The 12,453-nt window shown below is 70.0% G+C and carries 11 protein-coding genes and 2 pseudogenes; 8 read left to right on the top strand and 5 right to left on the bottom strand.

All coding sequences use genetic code 11. The annotated features are described in order from the left end of the window. Positions 1-415: 415 nt before the first annotated feature. The 4 genes and pseudogenes from K6K41_RS08545 to K6K41_RS08530 form a co-directional block, all read right to left on the bottom strand. On the bottom strand, positions 416-2,095 hold the full coding sequence (locus K6K41_RS08545; RefSeq protein WP_261404681.1) for a fatty acyl-AMP ligase: 1,680 nt from the start codon (positions 2,093-2,095) through the stop codon (positions 416-418). Then, positions 2,092-3,210 (bottom strand): ABC transporter ATP-binding protein, encoded by a 1,119-nt coding sequence (locus K6K41_RS08540; RefSeq protein ID WP_261404680.1) that lies wholly within the window; start codon positions 3,208-3,210, stop codon positions 2,092-2,094. Before K6K41_RS08540 ends, K6K41_RS08545 begins: the two co-directional genes overlap by 4 nt. A gap of 52 nt (positions 3,211-3,262) precedes the next feature. Beyond that, positions 3,263-3,589, bottom strand: a pseudogene (locus K6K41_RS08535) (ABC transporter transmembrane domain-containing protein); the annotation flags it as partial. Positions 3,590-3,702: 113 nt separating this feature from the next. Then, a complete protein-coding gene (locus K6K41_RS08530) occupies positions 3,703-3,891 on the bottom strand; it encodes a hypothetical protein (protein ID WP_261404679.1) in 189 nt (62 codons plus the stop codon). Positions 3,892-4,128: 237 nt separating this feature from the next. Between K6K41_RS08530 and K6K41_RS08525 the strand changes: the two genes are divergently transcribed. The 7 genes from K6K41_RS08525 (at position 4,129) to K6K41_RS08495 (ending at position 10,955) form a co-directional block, all read left to right on the top strand. Further along, entirely contained in the window at positions 4,129-5,232 is a 1,104-nt protein-coding gene (locus K6K41_RS08525) for a mitochondrial fission ELM1 family protein (protein ID WP_261404678.1), read from the top strand. After that, positions 5,229-6,488 (top strand): hypothetical protein, encoded by a 1,260-nt coding sequence (locus tag K6K41_RS08520; RefSeq protein WP_261404677.1) that lies wholly within the window; start codon positions 5,229-5,231, stop codon positions 6,486-6,488. Before K6K41_RS08525 ends, K6K41_RS08520 begins: the two co-directional genes overlap by 4 nt. 70 nt (positions 6,489-6,558) lie before the next feature. Then, complete coding sequence (locus K6K41_RS08515) at positions 6,559-7,887, top strand: hypothetical protein (RefSeq protein ID WP_261404676.1); 1,329 nt, start codon at positions 6,559-6,561, stop codon at positions 7,885-7,887. A 94-nt stretch (positions 7,888-7,981) separates the two neighbouring features. Further along, on the top strand, positions 7,982-8,788 hold the full coding sequence (locus K6K41_RS08510; protein ID WP_261404675.1) for an ABC transporter permease: 807 nt from the start codon (positions 7,982-7,984) through the stop codon (positions 8,786-8,788). Positions 8,789-8,866: 78 nt separating this feature from the next. After that, positions 8,867-9,538, top strand: a complete 672-nt coding sequence (locus tag K6K41_RS08505; RefSeq protein WP_261404674.1) for a DUF1007 family protein — start codon at positions 8,867-8,869, stop codon at positions 9,536-9,538. 8 nt (positions 9,539-9,546) lie between these two features. After that, positions 9,547-10,524, top strand: coding sequence for a nickel/cobalt transporter (locus tag K6K41_RS08500; protein ID WP_261404673.1), 978 nt, complete (start codon positions 9,547-9,549; stop codon positions 10,522-10,524). Positions 10,525-10,610: 86 nt separating this feature from the next. After that, positions 10,611-10,955, top strand: a complete 345-nt coding sequence (locus tag K6K41_RS08495; RefSeq protein ID WP_261404672.1) for an antibiotic biosynthesis monooxygenase family protein — start codon at positions 10,611-10,613, stop codon at positions 10,953-10,955. Between the two features lies 1 nt (position 10,956). On the opposite strand, the gene K6K41_RS08490 is transcribed toward K6K41_RS08495, so the two are convergent. After that, complete coding sequence (locus tag K6K41_RS08490; RefSeq protein ID WP_261404671.1) at positions 10,957-11,175, bottom strand: hypothetical protein; 219 nt, start codon at positions 11,173-11,175, stop codon at positions 10,957-10,959. A gap of 215 nt (positions 11,176-11,390) precedes the next feature. Here K6K41_RS08490 and hemH point away from each other — a divergent pair. Next, positions 11,391-12,448 (top strand): annotated as a pseudogene (gene hemH / locus K6K41_RS08485) (ferrochelatase). Positions 12,449-12,453 lie beyond the last annotated feature (5 nt).

Raw genomic sequence — 12,453 nt, 5'->3', positions numbered from 1 at the left:
TTCGATAGACAGGCGCCGACGGATCGATCCGGGGTGTTGCGCAAATGCCCGACGACCCGTTCCGACGGGCTCGCGATCGGTCAGCGGCCAGGGCGGACGCGCTGACGCGGCCGTGACCGGAGTGAGGATTTTCAAACGCTTGCAAGGCTTTGGCGGGGGATGACCGAACGGTTCGGTCATCTGTCTTTCCTGTCCGCTTGGCGGCCTGAGAGCGCGTTGCGCGTCGTCAGGCCCGTGATCGACGTCCTGAACGCGGTCGAAAGCGGGCGGAACTGAAATAATTCGGCGCCGAATGTGTACGGCGCGACGGGGCGAACAGGCTCGGATCAGAGGGCGCGGGAGCGATCCGGGCGGCCGTTTCGTCGCCGCCGCCCGTAACGGTTCGTGAACCGGGCGGCGTCCGCCGCGCGAGTCGTCAGGCGGCCGTCGAGACCATCGCCAGATACATTTCCCGGGCGCGGGCGCGGCTGAGCTTGCCCGACGAGGTGACGGGCAGAGCGTGGGCGCCGACGAGGCGCACCGTCACGGGCGTCCCGAACTTCAGCCGCAGCACCTTCGAAATCTCCTCCGCGAGCGCATCGCGGGCGGTTTCGTCCTTGGTGCGGCACTGGACGAGCGCCACCACCTCCTCGTTTTCGTCGCGGTCGACGGAGAACACCGCGACGTCGCCCGAGCGCATGCCCGCGACCTCGGCCTCGACGGTCCATTCGAGGTCTTGCGGCCAGACGTTGCGGCCGTTGACGAGGATCAGGTCCTTGGCGCGGCCGGTGATCACGAGCTCGCCGCCGGTCAGGTAGCCGAGGTCGCCGGTGTCGAGCCAGCCGTCGGGCGTGATCGTCTCGGCGGTCGCCTCGGGCTCGCGAAAATAGTCGCGCAGCAGGCTCGGGCCCCTGGCGAAGACGCGCCCGACCCGGCGTTCGGGAAGCGCGGCGCCGTCCGGCGAGCGGCACTCGATCTCGTGGTCGGGCAGGGCGGGTCCGCAGAGCACGAACTCCCGTTCGCGCTCCGTCCCGGCCGTGGGCGCGGCCGCGAGGTTCTCGCTCTCCAGCCGGTCGAGGTCGACGGTCTCGGTCTTCAGCCCCTGGTCGAGCGGCGCGAAGGAGAGCGCAAGCGTCGCCTCGGCCATGCCGTAGCTCGCCACATAGGCGCGGGCGTCGAAGCCGTTGGGCCTGAAGCGCTCGGCGAAGCGGCGCAGCACATGCGGGCGGATCATGTCGCCGCCGATGCCGGCGCAGCGCCAGGAGGAGAGGTCGAGCGCTCCGAGATCGACGGTCTGCGCGCGCTGGGCCGCGAGCTCGAAGCCGAAGCTCGGGCTGTAGGAGATCGTGGCCCTGGCCCGGGCGATCATGTCGAGCCAGAGCAGCGGACGGCGGGCGAAGTCGCGGGTCGCGAGATAATCGACCGAGAGCCCGGCGACGATCGGCGACAGCATGAAGCCGACCAGTCCCATGTCGTGGTAGAACGGCAGCCAGGAGACGCAGCGGTCGCCGGCGCGCGTCTTGAGGCCGTCGCGGCTGATCCCCGTCGCGTTCGCCATCAGCGCGCGGTGGGTGACCGAGACGCCCTTCGGGAACCGCGTGGAGCCCGACGAGAACTGCAGATAGGCGAGGGCGTCAGGATCGGGCGTCGGCAGCGGGCGCGGATCGGGCTCCACCGCCTCGAGGTCGCCGATCACGCCGACGAGCCGCAGCGGCAGTCCTTCGGCGCCCTCGATCAGCCAGTCCTTCATCGCGGCCGGGGCGAAGGCCGCGGAAGCGTCGGCGCACTCCATCATCTTTCGGGTGTGGGCGAGATAGGTCTCGCGGCCGCCGAACGCCATCGGGAGCGGCATCGGGGCGGGCACGGCCCCGGCGTAGGCGCAGGCGAAGAACAGGCGGACGAAGTCGCCCTCGGTGTCGGCGATGAGCGCGACGCGGTCGCCGGGAGCGACGCCCGCGCCGAGAAGCTTCGCGGCGAGCGCGCGCGCGTCGTGCGCCAGGCCGGCGTAGGACGCGGTCTCGACGAGGACGCCCTTGCCGGAATGGAAGTTGAAGCCCTCGGGGCCGCGCCCCGCGGCCTCGAGCGCGTGAAGGATGGTCGGGTTCGCTTCGGTCACGCCGCCGGCCCCAGCGCCTCGGCGAGCGGGGCGGAGGCCTCGCGGCGCTCGATGCCGGTGATGCGGCCCTCAGAAAGGCGCACCACCTCGTCGGAGGCCGCCGCCCAGGCGGGCTGATGCGAGATCGCGATGACGGTGAGGCCGGTCGAGCGGGTGAGCTCGACGACGTTCTCGACGATCGCGGCCTCGGTGCCGGGGTCGAGCGCGGTCGTGGCCTCGTCGAGGATCAGGAGCTTCGGCCGCTGGATGAGCGCGCGCGCGATCGAGATGCGCTGGCGCTGGCCGCCGGAAAGCCGCGTGCCGCGCTCGCCGACCACGGTCTCGACACCCTCGGGCAGCTCCGCCACGAACTGGGAGGCGCCGGCCTGCTCGAGCGCGAGCATCACGTCGGCGTCGGTGAATTCCGGCTGGCCGAGCGTGACGTTGGCGCGCAGCGTGTCGTGGAACAGCATCAGCTCCTGCGGCACGTAGCCGGTCATCCGCCGCCACGCCCCGAGATCGAGCGTGGGCAGGGGCTTGCCGTCGATCAGGATCTGGCCGCCGGTCGGCTCGTGTAGGCCGAGCAGCAGGTCCACCATGGTGGTCTTGCCTGCGCCGGACGAGCCGGTGATCGTCGTGACCCAGCCCTTGGGCGCCTGGAAGCTCGCGCCGCGGATCACCGGGATCGCTCCGAAGGCGAAGTTCACCTCGCGGAACTCCACGCCCATCTCGAAGGTCGGCGTTTCGCCGCCATGCGAGGGCTCGCGCATCGACCGGGCGAGCTCGACCGAATTGTAGATGGCGTTGAAGCCGGACTGGGTCAGCCGCACGTTCTGGAACGCCTGCTGGGCCTTGCCGATGGTCGAGACGGTGCGGGCGAGCAGCAGCGCCATCACCACCACCTGGCCGGGCGACTGCTGCATCACGCCGATCGAGAAATAGAGGCCGCCCGCAAGGCAGATCGCGAGGATCGGCTCCTGCAGCGCCTTGTTGGTCTCGCGCGCGAACGACTGCTTCTGCTGCGCCTGCCGGATTTTCTCCGCGTCTCGCTCGAACAGCGCCTGGAAGCGCGCGTGCCGACCCATCGCCTTCATGGGCTTGATGCCGACGAGAAGGTCGGTGAGCCCGCCTACCATCGCGCTGATGCGCTTCTTCTGCTTGCGCGCGGCGCTTGCCCGAGGTGATGAAGCGGTTGAGCGTCAGGATCATCAGCAGGCCGACGCCGAGCGACAGCAGGCCGAGCTTCCACGAGAACAGGAACACCACCAGCGAATAGGTGACGACCTGGATGAGCTCGGCGAGGAACTTCGCGAGCGCGTTGTAGGCCTCGCCCGCCTGGATGGCCTCGACCGAAAGCGAGGCCGAGAACCGCCCGACCGGCTGGCGGACGTAATAGGACCAGCGCGCCGCGAGCAGCGCGTCGATGAGGTCTAGCCGCAGCTTGGTCTGGACGTCCGCGCCGGCGCGCCCGACGCGGTTCATGGCGACGATCGTCAGCGCGGCCTTGAGCGTCATGCCGGCGATCAGGATGAAGACGAACAGGCCGAGCGAGGGTTCGAGCCCGATGTCGCGGATGGTCTCGGCGATCTTGCCGCTGAGGCCCTTGCCGGCCTCCGCGCCCTGGGGGCTCATGAGCGCGGCGAGCGGCAGCAGGCTCGCGATGCCGAGGCCTTCGGCGACGCCGCCAGCGCGAGCAGGCACATGGTCCCCATCGTGCGGCGAAGCGGGATCACGGTCGCGATGCGCATCAGCGTCGACTTGCGGGGCGCGGTCGACTGAGCGGCGGCCAAAACGGGGTCTGAAGGCTGCGGGGCCATGAGGCTCTTCGGTTTCGGCGCGAGGCGAGCGAACGCGGCGCGGTCCGCGCGGCGCCTTGCGTGAGGGCGGCTTTCTAAGGGCAATCGGACGCCGCCTCAAGCGCACGGGCGCAAGGCTGGGCGGCGCGTCGCGCGATGTGCGGCCGCTCAGCGCCCTCGGCGACGTTGACGGACGGCCTTCAAAGCGCCCATGAACGCGCGGATTTTAAGCGTCGCGCGATCCAGAACCCATCTGCCATGAGCGAGCCCGAGGGCGCCGCCGGACCCACCGTCTGGCTCCTGACCGACGACCGGCCCGGCAACCGCAGCCAGGCGATCGGCGCTGCGCGCGCGCTCGGCCGGCCGTTCGAGGAGAAGCGCCTCGCGTTCAACGAAAAGGCCAAGCGCGCGACGCCGCGCCTCGGCGCGACGCTCGAGACGCTGGACGATGTCTCGCAGGCGTCGATCGCGCCGCCCTGGCCGGATCTCGTGATGGGCGCCGGCCGCCGCGTCGCGCCCATCGCCCGCTATGTGAAGGAGCGGAGCGGGGGCCGCGCCAAGGTGGTTCTGGTCGGGCGGCGCGCGCCCGGCGGCTTCGCCGACCTGACGATCCGCTGCTCCTACTTCCGCCAGGCGCCGGACCCGACGCTGCTCGAACTCTCGCTGCCGCCGACCAAGATCGACGCCGCCGCGCTCGCCGCCGCGGCGACGGGCCCCGATCCGCTGGACGGTCTGCCGCATCCGCGCGCTGTGGCGCTCGTCGGCGGACCGACGGGCCGGCATCTGTTCTCCGACGCATTCGCCGGGCGCATGGCGCAGGAACTCGCCGCAGCCGCGACCGCCGCGGGGGCTTCGCTCGCGATGGTGACCAGCCGCCGCACGCCACCTTCCGCGATCGCCGAGATGCGCCGAAACGCGCCCACGGCTGACATCCGCGAATGGCGTCCCGGCGGCGGCCCCGATCCGGTGGCGGCGCTGCTCGCTTTCGCCGACCTGCTGGTCGTCACCGGAGAGAGCGAATCGATGCTCGCCGAGGCGGCGGCGGCCGGAAAGCCGCTCACCATCGTTCCGCTGCGCGAAAAGCCGGCGGGCTGGAAACAGCGCCTGCGCGACCGGATCGCCGCCGCCGCGCAAGGGTCCGGTCCCGTGGCGAGGGTCTGCGCGCGCGCCATGCGCGACGGCTGGGTCTCGCCGCGCCGATCGCTCGCCGACCTCCACGCGGTGATCGTGTCGCGCGGCTGGGGCCGCGTCTTCGACGGCCGGCTCAATCTTGACCCGCCGGCTCCGCGCGAGGAGGACAGTCTCGTTCGCGAGCGCACCGAGGCGCTGTTCGCGACGCCCGTTTCGGAGAAAGCCGCGTGACCGGGCTCCTGAGCAAATTGCTGCCTTCGCGCGCCGACGCGGCGCCGAAGCCCTTCGTGCGCGACTACGGCGTCTGGGTGCTGGGAGGCTCGGCCGAAGCGTTCGAGGCGGCCGCCCCGCTGATCGAGGCTGCGCTCGTCGCGCAGCCGCGGCTCAAGATCTATGTCACCGGGCCGAAGGCCGCCGCGGAGGCGCTAACGCGTCGCTTCCCGCGCTACGTCGTGCGCGACGCGCCGCCGGCCTTCGGGCTTCTCGTCCGCCGCTTCCTCGCCGCCACGCGCATGCGCTGCGTGATCGCGCTCGACGACGTCGACGTGCCGGCCGCGACCCTGTCGGGCGTGCTGGGATACGGCCTCGCGCTCGTGTCGCTCCGGACGAGCCCCGGCGCCGCCGCGGCGAAGCCGGACATCGCCGGGGAGGCGCTGCTGAAGCTCGACCTGTCGCGCGGCTCCATGGACGAAGCCGTGGCCGAACTCGGCAAGGCGATCGCGCGCGACCACAAGCTGCTGCGGGCGACCGACCGTCGCCGCTTTACGCCCTCGGCGCTGGCGCTTGCGGCCGCCACGGGGGCGAAATCGCGGGCGCTTGTGGACTGGCGGCTGAAGCGGCTCGTCACGCCGCAGGAGCTGTTCGCCGAACTCGGCCGTCCCGAAACGGTGTTCTGCCTCGGCACCGGGCCGTCCTCCGAGGATCCGATCCTGCGGACCATGGCCTATGACGTGCTCTTCCGCGTGAACCGCAAATGGGCGGGGCGCAGCCACTTCACCAAGCCCGACATGGTGTTCACGGCGCGGCAGTCTGTGATGGTCGCGACCGAGGGAGCCGTCTTCGGCGTGCGCTCGCACGCCTCGGAGGTGCGGCTGATGCGCACCCGCGCCTTCGACCCCCGCCGCGGGCGCTCGGCGTTCGCGCGCGCCGATCTGATCGCGCCGGCGCTCGTCGACTACGACTGGGGCGCGTTCCGTCCGACCAACGGCGCGGCGATGCTGGCGGTGTCGGTGGCGCTTGCGCCGAAACGCCTCATCGTCGCCGGCATCGACATGTACAGCCATCCCGACGGGGCCTATCCCGGAGACGCCGCGACGCCGAACGCCTTCGCGCCCGCCCATGACGCGGAGACCGAGCGAGAGTTCCTGCTGCAGCGTCTCGAGAGCTATGCGGGCGAGCTCGTAATCGTCGGCGACACGCTGCGGGCCGCCTTCGAGGCGCGGGGCGGACGCCTGGGCCGCTTGCCCTCCGGCGACGACGCGGCGTAGGGTCCGCGCGCCGCGCCGGGCGCGACGCCATAGACAAACGAGAGGCGCTCTAAAGTAGAGCGTGGACGCCGTGGGCAAGCCTGCTGACACACGCAAGAAGTTCAAGACCCGGTGGTACCATCGGCATCCGAAATACTGGTTCCGCAAAGATCGGGTGCGTCCGGCCGGCCATCGCAGCGCGCCCGAGGTGGTCCGTCTCGATCCCGAGCCCGGCGTCACGCCCTCGGACAAGCCGCCGGTCCGCATCTTCCTCGGAACCGAGCCGCTTCAGGCCCGCGCCGAGCGCGTCTTCGTGTGGTCGGTGCGCAAGCATCGCGATCCCGCGCGCGCCTATGAGATCCACCTCATGAAGGATCTCATCGGCTTCGACCGCACCGGCTGGACGACGGGCTTCACCAACTATCGTTTCGCGATTCCCGCGCTCGCCCATTCGAAGGGGCGCGGCATCTACAACGACGTCGACCAGATCTATCTCGCCGACCCGTCCGAACTCTTCGACCTCGACATGGGGGACGCCTCGGTTCTGTGCATCGAGCCCGGCGAGACCTCGGTGGCGCTGATCGACGCGCCTAGAATGGCCCCGCACTGGCGCGTTCAGGACGCCCAGGGCGGCATGAAGCGCGACTTCTTCCTCGAGATCATGAACGGCCGCGGACTTCTGGGGCTGATGGGCCCCGAATGGAACTCCCGCGACAACGAGTTCACGGCCGATCGCTCGAAGTGCTTCCACTTCACCACCTTGCGCACGCAGCCGTGGCAGCCGTTCCGCGACCAGTTGCGTTACGAGCCGCACCCCGATGGCGAGGTCTGGTATGCGCTGGAGCGCGAGGCGGACGCGGCGCGGTTCAACAGCTTCACGCGCGAGCGTCCCGGCTCCGGTTTCGCCGCCGCCATCGCGCGGGCGTCGAACGGCGCGCCGGCGGCCGCCGGGTCGGAACGGCGGCATCAGTCGGAGGTCGCAAAGCTCATCGCCGGGACCGGCGCCAAGACCGTTCTGGACTATTCCGCCGTCGCGCCCGACGGGGCGGCGCGCAGCTTCCGGGGCGCCGAAACGTCGGCGCGCCCCGCGGGCGCGCTTTTCGCCAAGCCGGTCTCTGGCTCCTTCGACGGCGTCGCGGCGATCGACGCGCTTTCGGGCGTGCCCGAGGAGGACGTTCCCTGGGCGCTCGACGAACTGTTTGGCGCCGCGCGCCGCTTCGTCTACGTCGCCGTGGCGATCGACGCGGCCCGCATGACGGGCGGCGCGGCGCCGCTTCCGCCGGAATGGTGGCGCCTCCAGATGGAGCTCGCGGCGAACCGCAATCCGGGCCTGCGCTGGACGCTGCTCACCGCCGACGGCTCGGGGCTTTCAAGCATCCAGGTCCATGGCGGCGCGCCGAGCGTCGCAGCCGCGGCCTGAGCGGGCGCGCCCTTCCAGCCTCGTCGACTTCGGGCGCGCGCCGCGCTAGCGTCGCGCCGACGAAGCGAATGTCCGCGTCACCAGCGAGTGCGACATGAACCTCAGCGCCTCGGCCAAGCTTCAGGCCCGCTCGATCGTCGCGCTGCTCGTGAGCCGCATGCGCGCGCGCTACATCGGCTCGCGCGCCGGCTATGTCTGGGCGATCGTGGAGCCGCTCGCCTGGGTGTTCGTGCTCAAGATGGCGATCCGGCACAACGGCGACCAGCTGCCGCCGGTCGGCGACAGCTACGAGGTCTTCTTCGCTGTCGGCGTCATCCCTGCGCGCATGTGGCGGATGATCGCCCAAGGCGTATCCTCAGTCATGAACTCGGGGCGGTCGGCGCGGCTTCCTGGATTGCTGCGTCTTGATCTATGCTACGCCAACGGAGTTCTCGAGGCGATCACGGGCTTCGTCGTGATGATCATCGCCTTGTTCATTCTTCAGGTCTTTGGCTTCCATGCGGTGCCCGGAGATATCCTCCATTTCGTGATCGCGTTTTTGGCGATCACGGCCTTTGGCATTGCTTTTGGACTTACGGTCGGTGTCGTTCTCATTCTCGCGCCCGGGCTCCAGCACTTCATCGGCATGTTCTACATGGTGATGTTTTTTACGTCCGGCTTCGCCTTCGTCGTGGACCGCATGCCGCTCGCCACAAAGCAGATCGTGCTGTGGAACCCTCTCGTTCATTTCATCGAGTGGATCCGGATGGGGTTCTACGCGGGCTACGAGTGCCGGTCGCTCGATCTCAGCTACGCCTTCGTGGTGACGATCTGCTGTCTGCTGATCGGGCTCACCGGAGAGCGCATCTTCCGCCGTCACGCTGGGCGCCAGGAAGTCTACGAGGACGCTCAGGAAGTGTGATTGGAACGCCGGCCTCCCGCCCCGTTTCGGCCGCGATCGCTCGCGACAAGCGTCGCGTGTTTTCCAGCAGGTGACATCATGTCCGTCCGGCCCGCTGCCCCGAGACGTCGCGCCTCGCTGATCTGCGGCGCGCTCGCCGCATGTCTGGCGGCGTCGCCGGCGTCCGCCCATCCCCACGTGTTCGTCACGGCGAAAAGCGAGATCGTCTACGGCTCCGACGGGCGGATGGCCGCGGTGCGGCACGCCTGGACCTTCGACGACATGTTCTCCTCGATGGCCGTTCAGGGCCTCGACGCCAACGGCGACGGCCAGTATTCGCGCGAAGAGCTCGCGCCGCTCGCCGAGATCAACGTGACGTCGCTCGACGAGTTCAAGTTCTTCACCTTCGGCAAGGTCGGGGACAAGCGCGTGACGTTCGACAAGCCGCGCGACTACTGGCTCGACCGGTTGCCCGACGGGCGGCTGGTGCTGAACTTCACCTTGCCGGTGAAGGACGGCGCGGCGGAAAGGGGCGCGCCCTTCCGCGTCGAGGTCTATGATCCGACCTATTTCGTCGCGTTCGAGTTCGCCAAGGACGATCCGGCCAGACTGGTGCAGGCGCCCGCCGGCTGCGGCGTGGAGCTGGAGCGGCCGCCGGAGCCGGACGCCGGCCAGCAGAAGCGGCTTTCGGAGTCGTTCTTCTCAGGGCTGTCGCCCGGCGCGAATTTCGGCGCGCAATTCTCGAACACGCTGCTCGTCGCCTGCAAGTGAGCTTGCGCGTGAACCGGCGAGCGACGCCTCGAATCTTTTTCGTTCTGTGCGCCGTCGCCGCGACGCTCTGGCTCGGCGCGGACGCCGTCGCGCAGCTCGCGCCGGCGGGGCCGTTCGGCGTCGGGCGGCCGGACGCGCCGCCGTCCTGCGGCGCGGGCGGTCTGCTCGGCTGGATCTCGGCGTTTCAGTCCGGCTTCTACCTTCAGCTTTCCGGGGCGATCCGGGCGGTGAAGCAGGACTGGTCGGGACTCTGGCTGCTCTGCGGGCTGTCGGTCGCCTATGGCGTCTTTCACGCCGCGGGGCCGGGCCACGGCAAGGCGGTGATCTCGTCCTATCTGGTCGCGACCGGCGACGGGTTCCGACGCGGCGTCGCGCTGTCGGCGGTGGCTGCTCTCGCGCAGGCGGTCGCGGCGATCGCGCTTGTCGGCCTGTTCGCGATCGCGCTCAAAGCCACCAGCATGGCGATGGCCGGCGCGACATGGTGGCTGGAGGCCGGAAGCTACGCCGCGGTGCTCGTCGTTGGGCTCATGCTGCTCTGGCGCAAGGGCGGAGGTTTCCTGCGCGTGCTGCGCGGCGAGCCGGCCCATGTCCACGGACCGGACTGCGCCCACGGCCATGGCGTCGATCCGCAGATCGCCGAGGGGCGCATCGACTGGCGCCAGGCCGGCGGCGCGGTGCTCGCGATCGGACTTCGGCCCTGCACCGGCGCGATCGTGACGCTGGTGTTCGCGCTCGGGCAGGGGATCTTCTGGGCCGGCGTCGCCGCGACCTTCGCGATGGCGATCGGCACCGCCGCGACCGTCGCGGCGATCGCGGCGCTCGCCGTCGGCGCCAAGGCGACAGCCTTGCGCATCGCCTCGGCGCGTCCGGGGATCGGGTCCGCGGTCGTCGCCGGGCTCGAGGCTCTGGCCGCGGCGCTCATCGTCGGGCTCGGCGCGCTGCTTCTCGCAGGATTGCTGGCGTCTGGGACGGGTTGCGCTGGCTGACCGCAGCCAGGAGCCGGCCTTGCATTTTGCGCGCCGCGCCCGACCATGGACGGAACAAGAATCGTTCCAGACACGGGAGCTGCGCCATGATCGCCGTCATCTTCGAGGTCGAGCCGGCGGAGGGCCGCGCGGCGGACTACTTCTCGATGGCGATGCAGCTCAAGGCCGACGTCGAACAGGCGGACGGCTTCATCTCGGTCGAGCGGTTCGAGAGCGTGACGCAGCCGGGCAAGTTCGTGTCGCTGTCGTTCTGGCGCGACGAGGCGGCGCTGCTGAACTGGCGCAAACACGGCCGGCACCAGACGATGCAGAAGGCAGGGCGCGGCGGGGTGTTCGCGGACTATCGGCTGAGGGTCGCGAGCGTCGTCCGCGACTACGGCATGTTCGAGCGCGGCGAGGCCCCGGAGGACGCGGTCGCGCTCCACGGATAGCTCAGCGCGCCAGCCCTTCGGGAGCGCCCTGGAACGCCCGCTCGACGCCCTGCGCGTCCAGCCGGGCCACCCGGCGGGCGAGGTTCCACAGCTCCACCGGCATGCCCTTCAGTCGTTCGCGCGCGAACGCGATCGCTTCGCGATCGTCCCGGCACTCGGCGTCGTCGACGGAGCGGACGCGGTCCGCCTCGTTGACGTGGTAGACGCGGTAGTAGGGCATCGAGACCGTCCACCATGGGGTTGAGAGTCCGGCTCCGCGTAACCTCCACGGGTGGAGACTCGGATCGAAAAGTTAAGGCCGCGTTAACTTATTTCCAAAACGTTAAGCCATGGCGTCGCCGGCCGGCCGCGTCGGCCGAGGGCGTCGCGGGATGACTTCGCCGCGTCGCCTCTCTATCTAGGCGGTCCGACGACAGCGGAGCGCAGCCTGAGCATATGAACGCGCCTTTCTCACCGGCGGACGTCGAGGCCTCCCGCCTTCCGGCCGGCCACCCGCAAGTCCGCAGCGGGCGCGTCGGCGTGCTGCTGGTCAATCTCGGCACGCCCGACGGCATCGACTACTGGTCGATGCGCCGCTATCTGAAGGAGTTTCTTTCAGACCGCAGGGTCATCGAGACGCCGCGCCTCATCTGGTGGCCGCTGCTCAATCTCGTGATCCTGTCGACGCGGCCGGGCCGCAAGGGCAAGGACTACGCGTCGATCTGGAACAAGGAGCGGGACGAGAGCCGCTCAGGACCATCACGCGCAGCCAGTCCGAGAAGCTCGCCGCCTGCCTCGCCGACAAGGCCCCGACCGTCGTGGTCGACTGGGCCATGCGCTACGGCAATCCGTCGATCGCCTCGCGGATCGAGGCGCTGCAGGCGCAGGGCTGCGACCGCATTCTGCTGGTCCCGCTCTACCCGCAATACGCCGCCGCGACCTCGGCGACGGTCTGCGACAAGGCCTTCGACGCGCTGAAGACGATGCGCTGGCAGCCGGCGCTGCGCGTCGCGCCGGCCTGGGCCGACGATCCGGTCTACATCGAGGCGCTGACGACCTCGCTCAGGGGCGAGCTTGCGAAGCTCGACTTCGAGCCTGAGGTGATCCTGGCCTCGTTCCACGGCGTGCCGCAGTCCTATCTCGCCAAGGGCGACCCCTATCATTGCGAGTGCCAGAAGACCGCGCGGTTGATGCGCGAGGCGCTCGGGCTCGACGAGGAGCGGTTCCGCATCACCTTCCAGTCGCGTTTCGGGCCGGAGGAGTGGCTCCAGCCCTACACCGACAAGACCGTCGAGGCGCTGGCGAAGCAGGGCGTGAAGCGCCTCGCGATCTGCATGCCGGGCTTCACCGCCGACTGTCTGGAGACGCTCGAGGAGATCGCGGGCGAGAACGCAGAGATCTTCCATCACAACGGCGGCGAGAAGTTCGCGGCGATCCCCTGCCTCAACGACAGCGTCGAGGGCATGCGCGTGATCGAGCACGTCGCGCGGCGCGAACTGATGGGCTGGGTCTGACGCGG

Origin of the sequence: Chenggangzhangella methanolivorans, from assembly GCF_019797865.1 — a bacterium.
Lineage (GTDB): Bacteria > Pseudomonadota > Alphaproteobacteria > Rhizobiales > Methylopilaceae > Methylopila > Methylopila methanolivorans.
Note: the sequence above shows the minus strand (reverse complement) of the source record. Positions and strands in the feature narration are given on the sequence as shown.